The sequence below is a fragment of the Comamonas guangdongensis genome (assembly GCF_041079535.1).
GTDB lineage: Bacteria > Pseudomonadota > Gammaproteobacteria > Burkholderiales > Burkholderiaceae_C > Comamonas > Comamonas guangdongensis.
Genome location: NZ_JBFYGN010000017.1, coordinates 81,119 through 101,838, shown reverse-complemented (window position 1 = coordinate 101,838; position 20,720 = coordinate 81,119). Strand labels below are relative to the sequence as shown.

Sequence of the window (20,720 nt, the reverse complement as noted above, 5' to 3'; positions counted from 1 at the left end):
CCATCGCCTGCCAACCCCGCAAGCCATGCTCCTCGCGGCTATCGGCGTTTTTCCACACTCAACGGGGACATAGCCTTCTTTAAAGCCCCGCGTGTTTGAACAAAGAGCGTGCGGTAGATGGCTTCGTGAGACACCTGCAAATCCTTTTCGTCCGGGTAAGTGCGCTTGAGCCACCCTGCTATTTGCTCGGGCGACCACTGACTCTGCAATTTACCCGCCACGATTTGCGCCAACTCAGGGTTGCAGGCCAACTTGCACGTCTTTGGGCGGCGTGCTCGCTCCCAAGCCGCCTCGTCTGCCTTTGTAGCTCGGTAGCAAGTCTTGCCGCCGTTACGCAGGAGTTCACGGCTGATGGTGGACGCTGCTCGTTTCAAGCGTTTGGCTACACAGCGGATGGACTCACCTGCGGCCAGGCTGCGTGATATCTCCTCGCGCTCGGCCAGAGACAGAGTCAAGTGAGATCGGCGCCTTGCAGGAGGCCGGATGCCACCCGTTGCACTCAGGATGGTGTGGATGGATGTGTGCGGTCGGTCAAACAGCTTGCCGATCTCGTGCAAGGTATCACCAGCTTTCCAGCGGTCCCACATCAGGGCCTTCTGAGCTTCGGTGTAGTAAATCCGCGGTCTTCGCTTCATGCCAACACTCCTTCCGCCAGAGGCGGTCATTGTGTTGCATTGACCAGTTGAATCCACAGTCGACACGAGCCTGTCGGAGAACGCAGAAGCGGTCCTTCGAGCCGGTACGCCGCGAGCCGTGCAATCGAGCGGCCGGTCCTGAGGATGAAGTGGCCGTTCAGCGTTCAACGGCAGGTGTTGGCCGTTGTTGCCGGGCACAGGTCCGTAAATGACTCAGATCAGCCTGAAGCCGCCCACTAAATAAGCGAATTGACGGTTCCTCCTCCTGGCTGAGCTCTGCCGCACAAATTCAGTAGGCTGGTCAGTCACAACCAGCGCAAGCGGTCAGCGTGAATTGGCGAAAGCTTGCTCCATATAGCTGGCTAGGCGGCCAGCATTCACCTGCCCAGAGCGTAGCCAGCGTCCCTAGTCTTCGTTGTTGAGCCGCGGGCCCAGTAACTGGGTCGCAACACAGTTGAGCTTGGTGATGGCCTCAAGCGACGCATAACGCTCGACTGTAATGGCCAGCAGCAGCACCAAGAAACCGAGGTTCTCGCGCGTCGCTTCGTCAAAGTCTTGGCTTAGCAACTGCTCCTCATCTGGTGCTTTGGCCTGCTTGGCAAGAAATGCGAACAGCGCGACCTCACGTTTGTCGGCGCGCGTCATGGTTCGCTCGTTATCGTGTGGGATTGCTGAAACTTCCTGCACCAAGGCTCGCGCGTCATTCTCAGGACTAGCTAGATCGCGCAATGCCTTATCCCGGCCAACAAGCCACAAGGCCGTGGCGTAGACCCCCATGCTCACCCGTGGATCGCCTTTTTCTATGGCAGACAGGGTGGGAACAGACGTATCCATGCGCAGCGCCCAAGCGCGCAAGGACTCGCCACGCCGCTTTCGACTCAAACGAAGGTGATGCCCCAGAATTTCTAGCGATTCTTTGACGGGGCGAGGTAGGCTCTCTAGGGCAACAGCGGGCTTGGGTATGAAGCCAAGATTACACAAATCCTCTATTTTGTGTAATTTTGCTTTCACATCAAAAAGGCCAACTGCGCGCTATGGATTTGGCCGTGTAAAAAGAGGTTTCCTTGTTTTGCACGGCCAATCGTATGTCCGCACTCTGCAATTCCTCAAACATTGATGGTGCAACGGAGCACCGTACTTGGATGATGGCCCCAGTTTAGGAGGGACAGTTTTTATGGCTTTTATTTTTTAGTTCTTCACCTGCTTTGGTAGATGCGTGACTTTTTACAGAATAGAAAGACTAGGGCTTAAGGGGAGGTGTTGTTACTGGGTCTGTTTTTACGACCATCCTCGGGAGCGCTTTTTTATTGCGGCAGACGACTACAGGAGAGCCTTAGGTACTGTGTATGAGTACCGCTTTCAAGCCAGCTTGTGCCCGCTTTCCGAGAGCTTGCGTGCATAGGCGCCAAGGATGAGCCGCTCTGAATGCACCAGATAGTCATGCAGCTCCTTGGCGGCCTCGGCGGGCTTGCCGTCCTCAAAGGTCTGCAGGATGTGCTGGTTCATCTCCACATAGGGCGCGTGCAGAAAATGCGGGTCGCGCAGCAGGCCGAAGGCCAGGCGCAGCTCGGCCAGCAGGTGGGAGAACATCTCGTTGAGCCGCTCGCTATCGGCCAGCGCCACCACGGCCTTGTGGAATGCCATGTTCGCGGTGCCGACCTCGGCCCAGTTCTCGACCGCGGCCTGCTGCCTGGCCGTCTCCACGGCTTCGCGCATCCAGGCGCGCGCCGGGTGCATGGGGTAGGCCTGGGCCAGGGCCTGGCATTCGATCATGCGGCGCACGCGGTAGATGTCGATGATGGAAGCCATGCTGGGCACGGCCACGGACACGCCCTTGTTGGGCTCGTGCACCAGCAGCCCTTCCTTGGTCAGCACGCGGAACACCTCGCGCAAGGTGTTGCGCGAGATGGCCAAGGCCTCGCTGAGCGCGGCTTCGGACAGGCGCTGGCCCGGAGCGAATTCGCCATGCACCAGCTTGCTGCGGATTTCATCGGCGATGCGCTCGGTCAGGTTCTGCGGGTCTGTAGCGGCTTTCATAGGTCTCCGTCTCGCCATCGATCTGTGGACTCGAGTGTAACGACTGGCTTGTTGAGCGGACACGGCCATGAAATCTGGGGAAACCTAGGGTTTGTTCTATTTGTGAATATTTATTGTTCTGCAAAGAATCATATTTGTGCAGTCATCTTTGTTTGATTGTTCAACAATTTGGATGGTGTGCAGATTCCCTACGAGAAGCATGTCGCTCATCCGAAAGAAGGCGGGCAGGTTTGGCGCGATGCTGTTCCTGCCCTGGTAGCTCCCGAAGCCGCAAGGCCACGGGGCAAGGTTTCTGGAGGTCTACATGCCTGCTGACATCAATTTGTGGCCGCTGATCGGCGTGCTCATCATCATTGCCGGCTTTGCGCTGCGCTTCAATCCCATGCTGGTGGTGATCATCACCGCCATAGGCACGGCGCTGGCCGCCGGTTTCCCCATCGACAAGGTGCTGGCCACGATTGGCGCGGGCTTCGTCAAGACGCGCAATCTGCCGCTGATCATCCTGCTGCCGCTGGCCGTGATCGGCCTGCTCGAGCGCCATGGCCTGCGCCAGCATGCGCAGAACTGGATCAGCTCCATCAAGTCGGCCACCGCCGGCCGTCTGCTCATCGTCTATCTGGGCGCGCGCCAGCTCACCGCGGCCGTGGGCCTGACCAGCCTGGGCGGCCATCCGCAGATGGTGCGCCCGCTGCTGGCGCCCATGGCCGAAGGCGCGACCGAAGCGCGCTACGGCAAGCTCTCGCAGAAGGTGCGCGAGAAGCTGCGCGCCTTCTCGGCGGCCACGGACAACGTGGGCCTGTTCTTTGGCGAGGACATCTTCGTGGCCTTTGGCGCCATCGTGCTGATGACCACCTTCCTCAAGGAGGCCGGCATCGAGGTCGAACCCATCCACGTGGCGCTGTGGGGCATTCCGACGGCCGTCAGCGCGTTTGTGATCCATGCCTTCCGCCTGCGTCGCCTGGACAGGACGCTGGCCAAGGAAATCGCTGAAGAAAAACAGGGCGCCAAGGGAGAGCGAGCATGATCATCCCCATCCAATATCTGTACTACCTGGTCGGCGTGGTGCTGGCCATCACGGCCGTGATGACGCTGCGCGACGCCAGCAACCCGCGCCGCTATACGGCGGGCCTGTTCTGGGGCCTGTATGCGGTCGTGTTCCTAGTCGGCGATCAGCTGCCTCCCGTGTGGGTGGGCGCCGTGGCCGTGGTCATGGCCGTGATCGCCGGCTTTGGCGGCGTGCTGGGCGGCAAGCACCAGCCGCGCACCGATGCCGAGTACCTGGAAAGCGCCAAGCGCCTGGGCAACAAGCTGTTTGTGCCCGCCCTGGCCATTCCGCTGATCACCATGATCGGCACGCTGTCTGCCAAATACCTGGTGTTCGGCGGCACGCCCCTGCTGGACCCCAAGAACACCACGCTGGTGAGCCTGGGCGTGGGCTGCGTGATCGCGCTGGGCCTGGCCTGCAAGCTGACCCGCGAAACGCCCATGCAAGGCCTGCGCGAGTCGCACCGCCTGACCGATGCGCTGGGCTGGGCCCTGGTGCTGCCGCAGATGCTGGGCATGCTGGGTCTGGTGTTCTCCGATGCCGGCGTGGGCAAGGCCGTGGCCTATGTGACCACCACCTATATCAACATGGACATCCGCTTCGTGGCCGTGGCCGTGTACGTGGTCGGCATGGCGCTGTTCACCGTCATCATGGGCAATGGCTTTGCGGCCTTCCCGGTGATGACGGGTGGCGTGGGCGTGCCGGTGCTGGTCGGCGTGTATCACGGCGACCCGGCCGTGATGGCCGCGGTGGGCATGCTCTCGGGCTATTGCGGCACCCTGTTGACACCCATGGCCGCCAACTTCAATCTGGTGCCTGCGGCACTGCTGGAGATCGACAGGAATGCCGTGATTCGTGCGCAGGTTCCCACGGCCATCACGCTGCTGATCGTCAATGTGTTCCTGCTCAACTTCCTGATGTTCCGTTGATCTTGTGAAGACTGCCATGACCGATACCGCCGCTTCCCGCATTCTGCTCACAGGCTTCGAGCCTTTTGACAAGGACACCGTGAATCCCTCCTGGGAAGTGGCGCGCGCGTTGGACGGCGCAGTCATCGCCGGCGGCGTGGTGCATGCCGTGCAGCTGCCCTGCGTCTTCGGCCGCGCCATGGAGGTGCTGGACGAAGCGCTGGCCGGCCTGCAGCCCACGCTGGTCATCAGCCTGGGCCTGGCCGGCGGCCGCTCCGAGATCACCCCCGAGCGCGTGGCCATCAATCTCGACGACGCGCGCATTCCCGACAACCACGGCCTGCAGCCCATAGACATGCCCGTGGTCGACAAGGCGCCGGCCGCCTACTTTTCCACGCTGCCGATCAAGGCCATGGTGGCCAATCTGCGTGCGCAGGGCATTCCGGCCGCGGTGTCCAACACGGCCGGCACCTTTGTCTGCAACCACGTGTTCTACGCGCTCATGCACCGGCTGGCGCGTCGCGCGGCCCCCGGCGTGCGCGGCGGCTTCATCCATGTGCCGGCGCTGCCCGAGCAGGCGGCCAAGCAGCCCGGCATGCCCAGCATGGCGCTGCCCACCCAGATCGAAGGCATACGCGAAGCGATTCGTACGGCCTTGACCGTGCACCAGGATCTGCGCGAAACCGCGGGTCAGCTGCATTGAGGGCAGCAAGGAGAGAGTTATGAAAATGGATTTGAACAGCGACCTCGGCGAGAGCTTTGGCGCCTGGACCATGGGCGACGACGCCGCCATGCTCGACATCGTCAGCAGCGCCAACGTGGCCTGCGGCTTCCATGCCGGCGATGCGGCCGGCATTCTGGCCACGCTCAAGGCCGCCCAGGCGCGCAACGTGGTCGTCGGCGCCCATGTGGCCTACCGCGATCTCGCGGGCTTCGGGCGCCGCAACATGGACGTGGCCAGCAGCGATCTGGTGGCCGACGTGATCTACCAGATCGGAGCGCTGCAGGGCCTGGCCCGCGCGGCCGGCACGGCGGTGAAATACGTCAAGCCCCATGGCGCGCTCTACAACACCATTGCCCAGGACAAGCGCCAGGCCACCGATGTGATCAACGCCATCAAGGCCATCGATCCCTCTCTGGTGCTGATGGCCCTGGCCGGTTCGCCGCTGATCGCCTGGGCGCGCGACGCGGGCCTGAGCGTGGTGGCCGAGGCCTTTGCCGACCGCGGCTATACCCCCCAGGGTGCCCTGGTCTCGCGCCGTGAAAAAGGCGCCGTGCTGCACGATGAAAAATTGATCGCCGAACGCATGCTGAGCCTGGTGCGTGATGGCGTGATCGAAGCCGTGGACGGCAGCCTGGTGCGCGTGGAGGCCGACTCCATCTGCGTGCATGGCGACAGCCCCGGCGCCGTGGCGATCGCGCGCCAGCTGCGCTTGCGCTTCGAGCAGGAAGGCGTGGAGATCGCCTCGTTTGCCGCATGAGCGGCCGGATGAACAGCATGCGTTTCCTGCCCGTCAACTCCCAGGCGCTGATGGTGGAACTGGTCGACCTGGGCCAGACCCTGGCGCTGCTGGCCTCTCTGCAGGCCAGTCCCATTCACGGCGTGCGCGAGCTGGTGCCGGCCGCGCGCACCCTACTCGTGCAGTTCGCGCCGCACCTCGTCTCGGCCGCGGCGCTGGTGCGCGAGATCGCGGGGCGCGATCTGGGCGGCAATGTGCAGCGCAGCGATGTGCTGGTGCAGATTCCCGTGCGCTACGACGGCGAGGACCTGGCCGAGGTGGCGCAGATCCTGGGCATCAGCGCCGAGGAGGTGGTGCGCCGCCACACGGGCAGCGAATGGTCGGTGGCGTTTACCGGGTTCGCGCCGGGCTTTGCCTATCTGACCGGGGGCGACCCCTGTTTCAACGTGCCGCGCCGCGCCACGCCACGCACCAAGGTGCCAGCGGGCGCCGTGGCCCTGGCCGGCACATTCAGCGCCGTCTATCCCCAGGCCAGCCCGGGCGGCTGGCAGATCATAGGCGTGACCGACACGGCCATGTGGGACCTGACGCGCGACCTGCCCGCGCTCCTGCAGCCCGGCTACCGTGTGCGCTTTGTCGATGTGGCTGCTCTTGAAAACATAGCTGCTGGCGCGCTCCAGGCCAGAGACACCGAGCAAGGGCCGCCCCGCAGCGAAGGTGTCGTCCCCCTGGGGGGAAGCCGCGTGGCGGCTCAGGGGGTAAAAGTCCGCTCCACCGGTTTGCTCACCGTGTTTCAGGACCTGGGCCGCCATGGCCAGGCGGGGCAGGGCGTATCGGCCTCGGGTGCCATGGACCAGGGCGCGCTCAAGGCCGCCAACCGCCTGGTCGGCAATGCCAGCGATGCCCCCGCGCTCGAAACCGTGGGCGGCGGCCTGGCCTTGCAAAGCCTGGGCGAGCAGGTGGTGGCCGTCACGGGCGCCGATGCACCGCTGAGCCTGCTCACGGCCGACGGCCGCGAGTGGGCCGTGCCCGGCCATGCGCCGCTGGCGCTGGCCGATGGCGATACCTTGCGCATAGGCCAGCCCGTGGCGGGTGCGCGCTGCTACGTTGCCCTGCGCGGCGGCTACGCGGTGGACAAGGTGCTGGGCAGTGCCAGCACCGACACCCTGGCCCAAGTCGGGCCCGAGGCCTTGCGCACAGGCCAGGTGCTGGCCGTGAATGAGGCATCGCATTCCAGCGTGGGCGAGGCGCAGCAGCCGCCCGCAGCCCTGCCCGCGGCCGGGCAGGAGGTGGTGCTGGATGTCACTCTGGGCCCGCGCACCGATTGGTTCACGCCCGAGGCCGTGGCCTTGCTGGCCAGCCAGCGCTGGCAGGTCACGCCGCAGTCCAACCGCGTGGGCCTGCGCCTGGCCGGCGATGTGGCCTTGAGCCGCGCCATCACCGGTGAGCTGCCCAGCGAGGGCACGCCGCTGGGCGCCATCCAGGTTCCCGCTAGCGGCCAGCCCGTGCTGTTCCTGGCCGACCATCCCTTGACCGGCGGCTATCCCGTGATCGGCTGCGTGGCGCCCCACCACCTGGATCTGGCGGGGCAGATTCCCGTCGGAGCCTGGATTCGTTTTAACCCCATCCGCGCCTTCGCAGAGCTTGCGCCTGCGACCGCGGCATGAGGAGTGAGTTGATGAAAAAAGTACTGATTGCCAACCGCGGTGAGATCGCCGTCCGCATCATCCGCGCCTGCGCCGACTATGGCGTGAAATCCGTGGCCGTCTATGCCAATGCCGACATCGACGCGCTGCATGCGCGAATGGCCGACGAAGCCTATGGCCTGGACGGCGACAAGCCTGCGGACAGCTATCTCAACATCGCCAAGCTGATCGCGATCGCCCAGAAGTCCGGTGCCGATGCCGTGCACCCCGGCTACGGCTTTCTGTCGGAGAGCGAAGCCTTTGCGCGCGCCGTGATAGCTGCGGGCCTGGCCTGGATAGGCCCGCGGCCCGAGACCATTGCCAAGCTCGGCGATAAGGTCGAGGCGCGCAAGATCGCGCTCAAGGTCGGTGCGCCGCTGGTGGCCGGCACGCCCGATCCCGTCAAGGACGCCGGCGAGGTGCTGGCCTTTGCCGAGCAGCACGGCCTGCCCATCATCATCAAGGCCGCGTTCGGCGGCGGCGGACGCGGCATGAAGATCGCCTGGCGCATGGACGAGGTCGAGGAACTCTTCCACTCGGCCGTGCGCGAGGCCGTCACGGCCTTCGGCCGCGGCGAGTGCTTTGTCGAGCAGTTCCTCGACCGGCCGCGCCATATCGAGGCCCAGGTGCTGGCCGACACCCACGGCAACGTGGTGGTGCTGGGCACGCGCGACTGCTCGCTGCAGCGCCGCAACCAGAAGCTGGTCGAGGAGGCGCCTGCGCCCTTCATCAGCGAGGAGCAGCGCGAGCGCATCCACAGCGCGGCGCGTGCCATCTGCGCCGAGGCCGGCTATGTGAGCGCGGGCACGGTGGAGTTCCTGCTCTCCACCAGCGGCGCGATCTCCTTCCTCGAAGTCAACACGCGGCTGCAGGTCGAGCATCCCGTGACCGAGCAGACCGCGGGCGTGGACCTGGTGATCGAGCAGCTGCGCGTGGCCGACGGCCTGCCGCTGAGCATTACCGAAACCCCCAAGCCCCTGGGCCATTGCATAGAGTTCCGCATCAACGCCGAGGATGTGGGCCGGGGCTTTCTGCCCACGCCGGGCCCGGTCGCGCGCTTCGAGGCGCCCAGCGGCCCCGGCGTGCGCGTGGACTCGGGCGTGCACAGCGGCTCGGTGGTGCCCGGGACATTCGACTCGCTGATGGCCAAGCTGATCGTCAGCGGTGCCACGCGCGAGCAGGCCCTGGCCCGTGCGCGCCGTGCGCTGCGAGAGTTCAAGATCGAGGGCGTGGCCTCGGTGCTGCCCTTTCACCGCGCCGTGATAGCGCATGCGGACTTCGTGGGCGATGTCGCGGGTGGTACTGGCTTCAAGGTGCATACGCGCTGGATCGAGTCGGACTTTGCCGAGCCGCTGGCCGCCGCCCTGCGCGCCGAGCCCCAGCCCGACACCAGCCTGGTGCGCACCGCCATCGAGATCGACGGCCGCCGCGTGCAGCTGGGCCTGCCCGCCATGCTGCTGCAGGGCCTGGCCAGCGCGCCCGGTGCGGCAAGCCAGGCCACAGGCGCCACGCAAGCCGTGGACCCGGATGCCGTGCTTTCGCCGATCGCGGGCAATCTCCATGCCTGGAAGCTGGAGGACGGCGCCGAGGTCAAGGAGGGCGATGTGATCGCCGTGATGGAAGCCATGAAGATGGAGATGCAGGTTACGGCCCACCGCAGCGGGCGCATCGCGCTGGCCGCCCAGGCGGGCTCGGCCCAGGCGCTGGGCGCGGTGATCGCGCATATCCGTTAAGCCGTAGGCGGCAAATTCAAAGCGCGGCCTCGGGGCCGCGTTTTGGTTTTCATCGAGGCTGCACGCAACTCATGGCCATGCCCACCAGCGCATCGAGAAAGGCCGGGGCTTGCGCCTGCTCGGGCATGTCCTGCACCGTGCTGTGGATGACTTCGCGCAGGCCCTTGCCCAGCAGATAGGCGGTCAGCTGCGGGTGATCGCTCTGCACCTCGCAGGCATACATCTGCAGCAGCGGCAGCCAGGTGGCGTTGATGAAGTCCTGCGTGCTGGTATGCGGCGCATGCCACAGCCCCAGATGCAGGGCAGAGCGATAGCGCGCATGAAAGCCGGGACTGAGTTGATGCAGGCGCAATTCCACCCGAATCATGTTGGCAAAGACCTGGCGCAGCACGCCATCGAGAGGCAGGCAGTGCAGCTGCTCGCGCATCCGGTGGAGCTGCGCGGACTCCTGGTCCAGGATGCGCTCGTAGACCGTCGCAATCATGGACTCCTTGTTCGGGAAGTACTGGTAGATGGAGCCCACGGTGGCGCCAGAGACCTCGGCGATGCGGTTCACCGTCAAGGCCTCCTCGCCCTCCCTGTCCAGTATGCGCAGACAGGCCTCGGCGATCGCCTCCACCAGCGCCCGGGAGCGGTTTTGCACCGGCAGCTTGCGCGGCTGGGGCAGCAGGTCCTTGGGGCGTGACGGCGATGTGGGCTTCATGAAATGCAAGTCCTGTCTCAAGAGGCGGGCGGTATCGGTGTTTTTCCCTTTCCCATCAACGGCTTGCCGATGCTCGCGGGGCCGCCCAATGCGAGTGGAAAAAGCGTTTTTCGCTGCCTAGACTGTGTGCGCTGGCGGCTTCGAATCCTAACGGCAAAGGCCGCCCGGCAGGAGTTTGGGCCGGCGCCGCAAAGCAGGCACGGGCGCTGCCGCTCAAGCATGACACCGGATCGAAGAGGAGAAGAACTTGTCACACCCGTTTACCGTCAACCCCCTGGGCCCGCGTATCGGCGCCGAGGCGCTGCAGCTGGACATGGCCGGCAAGCTGTCCGAGCCGACCCTCAGGCAGCTGGAGGCCGCGCTGCTCAAGCATGAGGTGCTGGTGCTGCATGTGCCGGGCCTGACGCCCGAGCAGCATCTGGCCATTGCCCGGCATTTCGGCGAGCCCGAGGTCCATACCTTCTACCCCAATCTGGGGGCCGGATACGAGCAGATCACGGTCATCGACTCCAAACTCGGCGACCGCGCCGATATGTGGCACCACGACGAGAGCTTTCTGCCCAGCCCGCCCATCGTCACCATGACCCAGGCGCGCATTCTGCCGCCCGTGGGCGGCGATACCTGCTGGATCAGCATGACGAGTGCCTACGACGCGCTGTCCGAACGCATGAAGCAGTACCTCGAGGGCCTGTGCGCCTGGCATGACATGAACGCGCCCATGACGGCCGCGCTGCAGAACGGCATCGTCACCCACGAGCGCTATGTGGAGGTGGTGGCGCAGAACCGCCGCCAGCTGCATCCCGTGGTGCTCCGGCATCCCGTCACCGGACGCAAGGCCTTGTACGTCAGCCCCACCTATGTCACGCATATAGAGGGGCTGGCGCCCGCCGAAAGCCGGGCCGTCCTCGCCTATCTGCATGCGCACTGCATGCAGGTGGAATTCCTGTTCAAGCACCGCTGGACGCTGGGCGACATGGTGCTCTGGGACAACCGCAGCGTGGTGCACAACGCCATCATGGATTACGCCCCGCACCAGCGCCGCATGCACCGCGCCTCGGTCTTTGCACGCCAGGGCACTGCCGCACAAAAGCACAACGAACAGGAGGCAGCATGCGGCACGACGGCCTGAACCCAGAACTGCTTGCCAGGTATGCTCCGCGCCCCGGCCGCAGGCCGCTGCTGCCCGATCTCAGCGAGCGCCAGCAGCTCGCGCTGCTGTGCCGCGTGCTCGCGCGCGAAGGCTATAACGACCATATCGCCGGCCATATCACCTTGCGTCTCGATGACGGCAGCTATCTGGCCAATCCCTGGGAGCTGACCTGGAGCGAGCTCACGGCCTCGGACATGCTGCGGCTGGACGCAAAAGGCGCCGTGATCGAGGGCGAGTGGAATATCACCCCGGCCATACGGCTGCATATGGATGTGCACGAAGCGCGCCACGATGTGCGCGTGGTGATACACAACCATCCCGAGTGGAGCTCGGTCTGGTCCGCCACGGGTCGTGTGCCGCCCGTGTACGACCAGACCTCGGCCCTGGTGGACACCGACCCCGTGGTTTATGACGAATACCGCGGCACGGTGGAGCAGCGCGAGCTGGGCAAGGCGGCCGCCATGGCGCTGGGCCAGAGCAAGTGGGCGCTGCTGGCCAACCACGGCGCGCTGGTGGTAGGGGCAAACATACGCCAGGCGCATCTGCGGGCCATCACGCTGGAGTGGCGCTGCCGCCTGGCGTGGCGCGTGCAGGCCCTGGGCGGAGGCAATCCGCTGTCGCCGCAGGTGGTGCGGGCCACGGGCGAGCGCACCGACGAGCATGGCTTTCCCTTTCTCTGGGAGGCGATGTGCCGCGAGGAAATCCGCCGCGACCCTACGGTGCTGGACTAGGCCGGCTTTTGAAAAAAACGGCCAGGGCTTGACCTTTACATGATGTCAATCTCTACAGTGGCATTCAACGTGAATGGAGAACGCGATGAATGCACTGACCAAAAGCGGCGCCTTTGAGCTGTCGGTTGAAGGAATGACCTGCGCATCCTGCGTGGGGCGCGTGGAGCGGGCGCTCAAGAAAGTGCCGGGCGTGCAGGAGGCCGTGGTCAATCTGGCCACGGAAAAAGCCAGCCTCAAGGTCGATGATCCGGCCAGCGCGGCCGCCGTGCTGCCGCTGGCCGTGGCCGCGATCGAAAAAGCCGGCTATGCGGTGCCCGCGCAAAGCGTGGACCTGCAGGTCGATGGCATGAGCTGCGCGTCCTGCGTGGGCCGCGTGGAGCGCGCGCTGGCCAAGGTGCCCGGCGTGCAGTCCGCCGTCGTGAACCTAGCCACCGAACGCGCCAGCGTCCGGCTGCAGGGCGACACCGATGTGGGCATGCTGATTGCCGCCATCGAGAAGGCCGGCTACGAAGCGCGGCCCGTGGAGCAGCAGGCAGCCGCCACCGGCGAAGACGCCATGGCGCGGCGCCAGGCCGCCGAGCGCGCAGCGCTCAAGCGCTCGCTGGTCTTTGCCGCCGCGTTTGCGCTGCCCGTGTTTCTGCTGGAGATGGGCGGCCATATGCTGCCGGCCTTCCACCACTGGATCGCGGCCAGCATCGGCACGCAGAACAGCTGGTATCTGCAGTTCGCGCTGACCACGGTGGTGCTGTTCGGCCCGGGGCGGCGCTTTTTCGCCAAGGGCGTGCCGGCCCTGTTGCGCGGCGCGCCCGATATGAACTCTCTGGTGGCCGTGGGCACCTCGGCGGCCTTTGCCTATTCGGTGGTGGCCACCTTCGCGCCGCAATGGCTGCCCGAGGGCACGGTCAATGTGTACTACGAGGCGGCGGCCGTCATCGTGGCCTTGATCCTGCTGGGCCGCTTCCTGGAGGCGCGTGCCAAGGGCAATACCTCGGAGGCCATTCGCCGCCTGGTGCAGCTGCAGGCCAAGACCGCGCGTGTGCGCCGCGGCGGCCTGGTGCAGGAGCTGGACATTGCCCAGGTGCGCGCCGGCGACGTGATCGAGGTGCGGCCCGGCGAGCGCATTGCCGTGGACGGCGAGGTGGTCGAAGGCAGCAGCTTTGTCGACGAATCCATGATCAGCGGCGAGCCCGTGCCCGTGGAAAAGAGCGTGGGCACCGAGGTCGTGGGCGGCACCGTGAACCAGAACGGCGCGCTGGCGTTCAAGGCCACCAAGGTCGGTGCCGACACTTTGCTGGCGCAGATCATCCGCATGGTCGAGCAGGCCCAGAGCTCCAAGCTGCCGATCCAGGCGCTGGTGGACAAGATCACCATGTGGTTTGTGCCGGCTGTGATGGCGGCTGCGCTGTTCACCTTCGGCGTCTGGCTGGTCTGGGGACCGTCGCCCGCGCTGAGCTTCGCGCTGGTCAATGCCGTGGCCGTGCTCATCATCGCCTGCCCCTGCGCCATGGGCCTGGCCACGCCGACCTCCATCATGGTCGGCACGGGCCGCGCCGCGCAAATGGGCGTTTTATTGCGCCAAGGGCAGGCGCTGCAGCAGCTCAAGGATGCCCAGGTGGTGGCCGTGGACAAGACCGGCACTCTGACCAAGGGCCGGCCCGAGCTGACCGATCTGCTGCTGGCCCAGGGGCTGGAGCGCGCCGCCGTGCTGGCCCGGGTGGCGGCCGTGGAGGACCGCTCCGAGCACCCGATTGCGCGCGCCATTGTCGATGCCGCCAGGGCCGAGGGCCTGGCCATCCCGGCCGTGCAGTCCTTTGAGTCGGTGACCGGCTTTGGCGTGCGCGCCATGGTCGATGGCGCCAGGGTGGAAATCGGTGCCGACCGCTTCATGCGCGAGCTGGGCCTGAGCGTGGAAGGCTTTGCGGGCGCTGCGGCCCGCCTGGGCGACGAGGGCAAGACGCCGCTGTATGCGGCCGTGGACGGGCAGCTCGCGGCCATGATTGCCGTGGCCGACCCCATCAAGCCCACGACGCGTGCTGCCATTGACGCGCTGCACGGCCTGGGCCTGAAGGTGGCCATGATCACCGGCGACAACCGGCATACCGCGCAGGCCATCGCGCGCCAGCTGGGCATAGACGAGGTGGTGGCCGAGGTGCTGCCCGGCGGCAAGGTCGATGCGGTCAAGCGCCTCAAGGCCGAGCATGGCACGCTGGCCTATGTGGGGGACGGCATCAACGACGCGCCCGCGCTGGCCGAGGCCGACGTGGGCATTGCGATCGGCACGGGCACGGACATCGCCATCGAGGCCGCCGATGTGGTGCTGATGTCGGGCGATCTGGGCGGCGTGCCCAAGGCGATCGCGCTGTCCAAGGCCACGATGCAGAACATCGGGCAGAACCTGTTCTGGGCTTTTGCCTACAACGTGGCACTGATCCCCGTGGCCGCGGGCGTTCTGTATCCCGTCAACGGCACGCTGCTGTCGCCGGTGTTTGCCGCCGGTGCCATGGCGCTGTCCAGCGTGTTTGTGCTCTCGAATGCGCTAAGGCTGAAGAGATTCAAGCCTTGAGCCCCGGACCGCGAATGCCGAGGTGAATAAAACAAGAGCTGCCAGCGCAGGGCCTGCATGAGTTTCGGAGGGGTTCCCATCTGAAATCCACAAGGCACGGGCGCTGGCAGCTCTTGTATGGTGAGCGGATCGCCTGGGTCTACTGCTTGTCCAGCCGGGGCACGTCGACAAAGTCGTCCAGGCTCAGGCCTTTTTCCTGCAGCAGGGCTTCGAGCACGGGCTTGAGCCGGCCCAGGCTGGCCTCCACGGTTTCACGCACGGTATCGACCACCACCTGGGTGCTGCGCTCGATCTCGATGTTCACCAGATCGCCGACCTGTTTGTGGCCGAACACCGTCATGCGCAGGGTCTCGGGAATCAGCCAGACCTCGAACCAGCCTTCTTTGCGATTCACCTCGGCCACCGTCAGGCTGGCGCCGTTGACGGCGATATAGCCCTTGGCAAACACATAGGGCCGGAAGGCCTCGGGAATGCCGAAGCGGATCTTGTGGTTGGTCTCGGTCTGCATCACCTCCAGCAGCGGCGCCGTGAAGTCCACATGGCCCGACAGCGGGTGGCCGCCGATCTCGGCGCCGTCCCTGGCCGCGCGCTCCACGTTCAGCGTGTCACCGACCCGGTACTGGCCCAGCGTGGTGATGTTGAGACTTTGCAGCATCACGTCGAAGCTGGCGCTGGTGGGCGAGAGGTTTTCCGTCACCGTCAGGCACACGCCGTCGTGCGAGACGCTGGCGCCTATGGCTAGGTCCTGGCAGAAGCCTGCGGGGAACTCCATGGTGAAGGTGCGCAGACCGTCCTGGTCGCGCAGTGCGGCAATTTTTGCCACGGCCTGGATGATGCCGGTAAACACGGGGAAGCCTCTCTTCTCAACAGGCCGGTACAAGGCGCCGGCCGCAGCTCAAAAAAGCTATTTTGCCTGCGTTGACCGGGTAGCGTGACCTGTACGCGCGCATGGGGTCTTCATCAGAGACACCGGGCAAGAGCCGTCTCGCGGCGAGGGTGTCGTCCCCCTCCCGAAGAGAGAGGGGGAGGGCGCGGGGCCGCCTAGGCGCAGCGCCTCAGGGGGTGACAGCGGCTTCCCAGAAGCCGCTCACCAGGCCCGAGGGTTTGCGCAGCGCGCGCACCCAGGCGCAATCGGGCCAGGCATCCATCTGCACATTCATGCCCGCAAACACGCCGTAGCCGGGGCCGGCCGCAATCTCCCCGTCGGCCTGCAGGGTCTCGCCGCTGCGTATGCTGCAGGCCGCGCGGATATCGCCGAGCGCCTTGATGCCCCAGCCCGCCTGGACATGGTTGCCGCAGTCTATGCGGTCGTTGCAGGCAATGCCGTGGCCTACCTCCAGCAGTCCCTGGACGGCGATGCTGCGGCCCGCGCGCAAGCCCTTGCCGCAGCGCATATCGCCCTGGACCTCGACGTCCTGGCCTATATGCGCGCCGCCCTTGAGGCTCACATGGCTGTTGCAGCGCAGCTCCCAGCCTGTGCGCAGCTCCTCGGCACGCAACTCGCCCTGGACCTCCACGCTCCAGGCGGCCTTGATGTCGCCGCCGGCCTGCAGCAGCTCGCCTGCGAAGATCGCGCCGTCGCTGTGGATGTCTTCGCCGGCTTCGAGCCTGCCCGCGCGTATGCCTCCGCCCACCCGCAGGCTGCGGCCCACCAGCAGCTGGCCGGGCACGCGCACATCGCCATGCACGATCAGCGTGCCCGCAAACACCAGGTTGTCGGCCTCCAGGTGCTCGACCTCGAGCACCGTGTTGGTGGCACCGAAGTTCTGCAGCAGCCAGCGCGCATCCTCCACGCGGCCCGCGGCCACCTGGGTGTCCATGGCGGCCTGGTAGTCGCCGCCCGCGAGGTTGTTGCGCACAAACCAGCGGTAACCCATGGCGCAAGGGTTTTTGCCGCGCAAAAAATTCTGAGTGAGTTCCATGTCCATGGCCAAGCCTCCGGTATCCGTCGAGGAAATCGGGCGCGTGGCAAGGGCCTGTAGGGCAGGTGTGGCCTGGCCTTTCCCATGCGCCTGTGGTGAGCAGTGCTTGGGGCCGTACGGATGGTCAGGGCTGTGCCTTATGCCGTCCGCACGGCGGCGGAAAGCATGGCCGTGACACCGCTGAGGCTCACGAAGGCGGTAGGAACACCATGGCGGCGGGTGTGCAGCGCACGCAGCACGCAGGCACGCGCGGCCGGCTCTGCAGTCAGTGCAAAGCGGCGCAGGCGGGCGGCGGTGGTCAGATGCAGGCAGGCCATGGGATAGGGGATGTCGGAGCCTGGATTATGCCGCGCGCTGCCTGTCGGCGCAGCCGGCGCCGGCATAGCCCCTGCGGACATTGCCGATGCCAGGGCAGGCAGTCTAGCCCGCAGCCTGCTGCGCGGCCGTGCGCAGCCGTTCGACGGCCTGCGCGATCTGCGGCACCTCGGGCGCGGCAAACGACATGCGCAGCGTGTGCAGATCGGGGGCTGCAGGATAGAAGGCCTTGCCGGGCACATAGATCACGCCCTGGGCCACGGCGGCGTCGAAAAGCTTTTGCGGGTCTATGCGGCGGTCCAGCTCGGCCCAGACGAACATGCCGCCCGCGGGGCGCGAGCAGCGTATGCCGCTGTCCTCTCCCTCGCTCAGGCCCTGGACCAGGGCCTGCATGCGGCGCTGGTATTCCCGGCGCGCGCGCTGCACGGTGGCCGGGTAGCGGCCGCTATGCAGATAGCAGGCCGCGATCGACTGGGTCAGCGGCGAGGTGCACAGATCGGCCGTCTGCTTGGCCACGGTGCAGCGGCGCAGCAGGGGCGCGTCGGCCAGCATCCAGCCCACGCGCAGCGCGGGCGCCACGGTCTTGGACAGGCTGGACAGATAGACCACCGGATTGCTGCCCGCCGCGGCCAGCCGCTCGCCCGTGGCGCGCACGGTGGCCGGCATGGCCTGGGGGGCGCCGTCGGGAGCGTCGAAGCGCAGCTCGCCATATGGGTCGTCCTCCACCACGCGGAAGCCGTACTCCAGGGCCAGGCCCACCAGGGCCTCGCGGCGCTCGGCCGCCAGCAGGGTGCCGCGCGGGTTGGAGAAGTTGGGCACGGTGTAGAGCAGCTTGGGGCGCTGCTGCGCGGGCAGGGCGGCCAGCAGCTGGGCCAGGGCATCGGTCTGCAGGCCGTGCTCGTCCATGGGAATGGGCAGGATGCGGGCCTGGGCCAGGCGCAGGGCCTGCAGCGTGGCCGGGTAGGCCGGCACCTCGACCAGCACCGTGTCGCCGGGCTCGACGAGCACGCGCACCAGCAGATCGAAGGCCTGCTGCGAACCCGTGGTCACCAGAACATCGGCGGCCGCGGCCTGCATGCCGCGCTCGCGCGCCTGCAGCGCCAGGGCCTCGCGCAGTTCGGCCAGGCCTTCGGTGGCGCCGTACTGCAGCGCGGACTGGCCCTGGGCCATGGCCTGCTGGGCGGCTAGAGCCAAGCCCTCGGCATCGAACAGGCTGGGCGAGGGATAGCCGCCGGCCAGCGAGATCATGCCGGGGCGGGACAGATAGGGAAACAGCTCGCGTATGGGCGAGCCCGCGGGCTCGGCAAACGGCGCGGCAAACGGGGCCAGCACCGGGCTCATGCGAGGGCTCCGGCCAGGGCCGTGCGCACCCGGGCCATGGACTGCTGCTGGGCGGCCTCGTAGAGGGCGATCTCGTCATGGACGCGCGCGCCCAGAGCGCTCTCGAAGACCTGCTGCGCGGCATGGGCCTGGTATTGTTTCTGTTCCTCGCCGCCCAGATTGGACTGGAAGATGCCGGCCGCGCTCACGGGCAGAAAGTCTTCATAGGTGATGGGCTCGGCCTCCACCAGACCCTGGGCGATCAGTTCTTCCAGGTCGGCATCGGCGGCGCTCTGAGGCGAGCGGGCCTGGCCCTGCTCGGTCAGGCTGTAGCGGTAGAAGGCCAGGCCCTGGTTGCGCAATTCCTCGTGCGTGTCGGGGAACTGCGCAAAGACCTGCTGCAGACGGTAATCATAGTCGGGCGCGGCGCTGCCCGCGTTGTCTATGCAGCGCACCAGGCCCAGCAGCTCGTCGTAGAGCGCGCGGCCCTTGCGCGTCAGCGCCACGCCGCGCTGCTCGATCTCGCCGAAGCGCGCGGTATGGGCGCCGGCGCTGTCGGCGCCGGTAAAGCGTATGGCCTCCTTGAGCGCCTTGAAGCTGGTCTGGCGCAGCAGGATGGGGCAGGCGCGCTGGGGCGGACCCTCGACCACGTCCTTGGCGTCCATGCCGCGCGCGGGCATGCCGGCCTGGGCCAGGTCTATGTCCAGCGTGCGCGGCGTCAGGTGGTTGATGTGCGGGCCCTTGAAGCACACCACATCGGCCACCAGGCGGTGGGCTTTCTGCAGGGCCTCGTAGGCGGCCGCGTCCACGGTAGCGTCGCTATGCCAGCGGAAGGTTTCCAGCGCCTGCTGCACAAAGGCATCGGCATCCTGGCTGTCCAGTCCGCCGTCGCGCTCGGCCTGGTCTATCAGTTCCAGCGCGCGCGGCGTGAAGATCTGGCGGCGCTTGAGGATCTGGGCGGCCTGTTCGCGCAGCGCCGCATCGGCGATCAGCTCCAGGCGCAGCAGCGAGGTGAAGACGCGAAACGGGTTGGCCAGCAGAGCGTCGTCATGCACGGGGCGGAAGGCCGTGGAGTGCACGGGCACGCCGGCCACCGAGAGGTCGTAATAGCCCACGGGCTCCATGCCCATCACGGCGAACAGGCGCCGCAGCGTGGCCAGCTCTTCGGCCGTGCCCACGCGGATGGCGCCGTGGCGCTCCACGTCCAGGCGCTCGAGCTCGCCGCTCCTGGCCATGCGCTCGCGCAGCGCCGGGTCGGCCTGCAGGGCCTGGGCGTTGACCTCGGCCACCAGGTCGATCAGCGTGCCGTACTGCGGCACTTCCTGGCGGTACATCTCGGACATGGCGCGCGAGAAACGCGTGCGGATCTCGTCGGCGGAAACAAGGCGGGGGCTGGAGGAATGCGTGGCACTCATGACGGGACAGAAGGGCTGGGTTGACTGGAACGGCCGCGCCACAGGCTGGGCCGCAAAGATACGCAACATGTTCTGCGCTGTCCTGACTTCGGTCAAACGATAATCCGGCCTGCAGGTCATACCAAAATGGAATGAACCTGTGTTCCAGCCCTTTCTTACCGCTCCGACCATGCAGCTGTCCCGACGCTTTCTGCCCCCCATGTCCCTGCTCTGCGCCTTCGAGGCCTCGGCGCGGCACCAGAGCTTTACCGCGGCCGCGGCCGAGCTGCATCTCACGCAAAGCGCCGTCAGCCGCCAGATCCGCGCGCTGGAAGAGCGCCTGGGCACCGAGCTCTTCGTGCGCGAGCGCCAGACCGTGCGCCTCAGCGCCGCGGGCCAGGCCTATGCGCAGGAGATACGCGCGGCCCTGGTGCGCATCTCCAACGCCACGCTGGGCTTTCGCACCAATCCGCAGGGCGGCAGCCTGAACCTGGCCATACTGCCCACTTTCGGCACGCGCTGGCTGGCGCCGCGGCTGCCGCAGTTCTTCAGCGCGCATCCGGGCATCACCATCAATCTGACCACCAGGCTGTCGCAGTTCGATTTCCAGCTCGAGGCCGTGGACGCGGCCATCCATTTCGGCCTGCCCAACTGGCCTGGCGCGGAGCTGGAGTTCCTGATGAGCGAGACCGTGGTGCCGGCCTGCAGCCCCGAGGTCGCGGCCCGCCACGGTTTTGCCCGGCCCCAGGATCTGCTGCGCGCGCCGCTGCTGCATCTGGCCTCGCGCCCCGACGCCTGGCGGCGCTGGTTCGGCAGCCAGGGCTGCGAGGCCAGCGATATGCAGGGCATGCTGTTCGACCAGTTTGCGACGGCGGCCCAGGCCGCCATCGCCGGCGTGGGCGTGGCGCTGCTGCCCAAGTTCCTGATCCTGCGCGAGCTGCAGGCCGGCGATCTGGTCCAGGCCCTGCCGCAGCTGCCCGAGGTGGAGAGCGCCGAACGCTACTACCTGGCCTGGCCGACCAGCCGCTCCGCCTATCCGCCGTTGCAGGCCTTCCAGGGCTGGCTCAAGCAGGCCGCTCAGGACTTCGCGCCGCCCGCCGCGCCGTGACGTCCATGAAA

Annotated in this window: 18 protein-coding genes and 1 pseudogene; 10 read left to right on the top strand and 9 right to left on the bottom strand. The window is 66.5% G+C overall.

Features of this window, described 5'->3' with window-relative positions; genetic code table 11:
* Positions 1-65: 65 nt before the first annotated feature.
* From AB6724_RS15010 to AB6724_RS15000, 3 genes and pseudogenes are all read right to left on the bottom strand, one after another.
* Positions 66-635 (bottom strand): annotated as a pseudogene (locus AB6724_RS15010) (transposase); the annotation flags it as partial.
* Positions 636-1,040: 405 nt separating this feature from the next.
* Positions 1,041-1,646 carry a helix-turn-helix domain-containing protein gene (locus AB6724_RS15005; RefSeq protein ID WP_369339329.1) on the bottom strand — a complete coding sequence of 202 codons (606 nt, stop codon included), beginning with the start codon at positions 1,644-1,646 and terminating at the stop codon, positions 1,041-1,043.
* A 348-nt stretch (positions 1,647-1,994) separates the two neighbouring features.
* Complete coding sequence (locus AB6724_RS15000; protein ID WP_369339328.1) at positions 1,995-2,672, bottom strand: GntR family transcriptional regulator; 678 nt, start codon at positions 2,670-2,672, stop codon at positions 1,995-1,997.
* Positions 2,673-2,976: 304 nt separating this feature from the next.
* Between AB6724_RS15000 and AB6724_RS14995 the strand changes: the two genes are divergently transcribed.
* Genes AB6724_RS14995 through AB6724_RS14970 form a run of 6 tightly spaced genes read left to right on the top strand, consistent with a single transcriptional unit; the run spans position 2,977 to position 9,503 of the window.
* The gene (locus tag AB6724_RS14995) at positions 2,977-3,696 is read left to right on the top strand and encodes a DUF969 domain-containing protein (protein WP_369339327.1); all 720 of its coding nucleotides are present in this window, start codon (positions 2,977-2,979) and stop codon (positions 3,694-3,696) included.
* The gene (locus tag AB6724_RS14990) at positions 3,693-4,646 is read left to right on the top strand and encodes a DUF979 domain-containing protein (protein ID WP_369339326.1); all 954 of its coding nucleotides are present in this window, start codon (positions 3,693-3,695) and stop codon (positions 4,644-4,646) included. Before AB6724_RS14995 ends, AB6724_RS14990 begins: the two co-directional genes overlap by 4 nt.
* A 16-nt stretch (positions 4,647-4,662) precedes the next feature.
* Positions 4,663-5,328 carry a pyroglutamyl-peptidase I gene (gene pcp / locus AB6724_RS14985; RefSeq protein WP_369339325.1) on the top strand — a complete coding sequence of 222 codons (666 nt, stop codon included), beginning with the start codon at positions 4,663-4,665 and terminating at the stop codon, positions 5,326-5,328.
* A 19-nt stretch (positions 5,329-5,347) separates the two neighbouring features.
* Positions 5,348-6,106 carry a LamB/YcsF family protein gene (locus AB6724_RS14980; protein WP_369339324.1) on the top strand — a complete coding sequence of 253 codons (759 nt, stop codon included), beginning with the start codon at positions 5,348-5,350 and terminating at the stop codon, positions 6,104-6,106.
* 17 nt (positions 6,107-6,123) lie between these two features.
* Entirely contained in the window at positions 6,124-7,752 is a 1,629-nt protein-coding gene (locus tag AB6724_RS14975) for a 5-oxoprolinase subunit B/C family protein (protein WP_369339333.1), read from the top strand.
* Between the two features lie 11 nt (positions 7,753-7,763).
* The gene (locus AB6724_RS14970; protein WP_369339323.1) at positions 7,764-9,503 is read left to right on the top strand and encodes an acetyl/propionyl/methylcrotonyl-CoA carboxylase subunit alpha; all 1,740 of its coding nucleotides are present in this window, start codon (positions 7,764-7,766) and stop codon (positions 9,501-9,503) included.
* 49 nt (positions 9,504-9,552) lie between these two features.
* Here AB6724_RS14970 and AB6724_RS14965 read toward each other — a convergent pair whose 3' ends face one another.
* Positions 9,553-10,206, bottom strand: coding sequence for a TetR/AcrR family transcriptional regulator (locus AB6724_RS14965; RefSeq protein ID WP_369339322.1), 654 nt, complete (start codon positions 10,204-10,206; stop codon positions 9,553-9,555).
* A gap of 247 nt (positions 10,207-10,453) precedes the next feature.
* Between AB6724_RS14965 and AB6724_RS14960 the strand changes: the two genes are divergently transcribed.
* The 3 genes from AB6724_RS14960 to AB6724_RS14950 all read left to right on the top strand — a co-directional run bounded on the left by AB6724_RS14960 (position 10,454) and on the right by AB6724_RS14950 (position 14,650).
* Positions 10,454-11,335: a TauD/TfdA dioxygenase family protein gene (locus tag AB6724_RS14960; RefSeq protein WP_369339321.1), complete on the top strand. Its 882-nt coding sequence runs from the start codon at positions 10,454-10,456 to the stop codon at positions 11,333-11,335.
* Positions 11,317-12,087: a class II aldolase/adducin family protein gene (locus AB6724_RS14955; protein WP_369339320.1), complete on the top strand. Its 771-nt coding sequence runs from the start codon at positions 11,317-11,319 to the stop codon at positions 12,085-12,087. Before AB6724_RS14960 ends, AB6724_RS14955 begins: the two co-directional genes overlap by 19 nt.
* A gap of 85 nt (positions 12,088-12,172) precedes the next feature.
* Positions 12,173-14,650 (top strand): heavy metal translocating P-type ATPase, encoded by a 2,478-nt coding sequence (locus tag AB6724_RS14950; protein WP_369339319.1) that lies wholly within the window; start codon positions 12,173-12,175, stop codon positions 14,648-14,650.
* A 139-nt stretch (positions 14,651-14,789) separates the two neighbouring features.
* Here the strand turns inward: AB6724_RS14950 and AB6724_RS14945 are convergent, their stop codons facing one another.
* The 5 genes from AB6724_RS14945 to hglS form a co-directional block, all read right to left on the bottom strand.
* Positions 14,790-15,497, bottom strand: coding sequence for a riboflavin synthase subunit alpha (locus AB6724_RS14945; protein WP_369339318.1), 708 nt, complete (start codon positions 15,495-15,497; stop codon positions 14,790-14,792).
* A 208-nt stretch (positions 15,498-15,705) separates the two neighbouring features.
* The gene (locus tag AB6724_RS14940) at positions 15,706-16,578 is read right to left on the bottom strand and encodes a hypothetical protein (protein WP_369339317.1); all 873 of its coding nucleotides are present in this window, start codon (positions 16,576-16,578) and stop codon (positions 15,706-15,708) included.
* Between the two features lie 131 nt (positions 16,579-16,709).
* Positions 16,710-16,889 carry a hypothetical protein gene (locus AB6724_RS14935; protein ID WP_369339316.1) on the bottom strand — a complete coding sequence of 60 codons (180 nt, stop codon included), beginning with the start codon at positions 16,887-16,889 and terminating at the stop codon, positions 16,710-16,712.
* A gap of 103 nt (positions 16,890-16,992) precedes the next feature.
* Positions 16,993-18,228, bottom strand: a complete 1,236-nt coding sequence (locus AB6724_RS14930) for an aminotransferase-like domain-containing protein (RefSeq protein WP_369339315.1) — start codon at positions 18,226-18,228, stop codon at positions 16,993-16,995.
* Entirely contained in the window at positions 18,225-19,622 is a 1,398-nt protein-coding gene (gene hglS, locus AB6724_RS14925) for a 2-oxoadipate dioxygenase/decarboxylase HglS (RefSeq protein WP_369339332.1), read from the bottom strand. Before hglS ends, AB6724_RS14930 begins: the two co-directional genes overlap by 4 nt.
* 169 nt (positions 19,623-19,791) lie before the next feature.
* Here hglS and AB6724_RS14920 point away from each other — a divergent pair, with 169 nt between their 5' ends.
* Positions 19,792-20,709, top strand: a complete 918-nt coding sequence (locus AB6724_RS14920) for a LysR family transcriptional regulator (protein WP_369339314.1) — start codon at positions 19,792-19,794, stop codon at positions 20,707-20,709.
* Positions 20,710-20,720 lie beyond the last annotated feature (11 nt).

Excerpts from the sequence above, each read along its gene's own strand:
- hglS (WP_369339332.1), bottom strand. The coding sequence starts at position 19,622 with ATGAGTGCCACGCATTCCTCCAGCCCCCGCCTTGTTTCCGCCGACGAG.
- AB6724_RS14980 (WP_369339324.1), top strand. The coding sequence starts at position 5,348 with ATGAAAATGGATTTGAACAGCGACCTCGGCGAGAGCTTTGGCGCCTGG.
- AB6724_RS14990 (WP_369339326.1), top strand. The coding sequence starts at position 3,693 with ATGATCATCCCCATCCAATATCTGTACTACCTGGTCGGCGTGGTGCTG.
- AB6724_RS14975 (WP_369339333.1), top strand. The coding sequence starts at position 6,124 with ATGCGTTTCCTGCCCGTCAACTCCCAGGCGCTGATGGTGGAACTGGTC.
- AB6724_RS15000 (WP_369339328.1), bottom strand. The coding sequence starts at position 2,672 with ATGAAAGCCGCTACAGACCCGCAGAACCTGACCGAGCGCATCGCCGAT.
- AB6724_RS14950 (WP_369339319.1), top strand. The coding sequence starts at position 12,173 with ATGAATGCACTGACCAAAAGCGGCGCCTTTGAGCTGTCGGTTGAAGGA.
- pcp (WP_369339325.1), top strand. The coding sequence starts at position 4,663 with ATGACCGATACCGCCGCTTCCCGCATTCTGCTCACAGGCTTCGAGCCT.
- AB6724_RS14965 (WP_369339322.1), bottom strand. The coding sequence starts at position 10,206 with ATGAAGCCCACATCGCCGTCACGCCCCAAGGACCTGCTGCCCCAGCCG.
- AB6724_RS14930 (WP_369339315.1), bottom strand. The coding sequence starts at position 18,228 with ATGAGCCCGGTGCTGGCCCCGTTTGCCGCGCCGTTTGCCGAGCCCGCG.
- AB6724_RS14935 (WP_369339316.1), bottom strand. The coding sequence starts at position 16,889 with ATGGCCTGCCTGCATCTGACCACCGCCGCCCGCCTGCGCCGCTTTGCA.
- AB6724_RS14940 (WP_369339317.1), bottom strand. The coding sequence starts at position 16,578 with ATGGACATGGAACTCACTCAGAATTTTTTGCGCGGCAAAAACCCTTGC.
- AB6724_RS14955 (WP_369339320.1), top strand. The coding sequence starts at position 11,317 with ATGCGGCACGACGGCCTGAACCCAGAACTGCTTGCCAGGTATGCTCCG.
- AB6724_RS14920 (WP_369339314.1), top strand. The coding sequence starts at position 19,792 with ATGCAGCTGTCCCGACGCTTTCTGCCCCCCATGTCCCTGCTCTGCGCC.
- AB6724_RS14970 (WP_369339323.1), top strand. The coding sequence starts at position 7,764 with ATGAAAAAAGTACTGATTGCCAACCGCGGTGAGATCGCCGTCCGCATC.
- AB6724_RS14995 (WP_369339327.1), top strand. The coding sequence starts at position 2,977 with ATGCCTGCTGACATCAATTTGTGGCCGCTGATCGGCGTGCTCATCATC.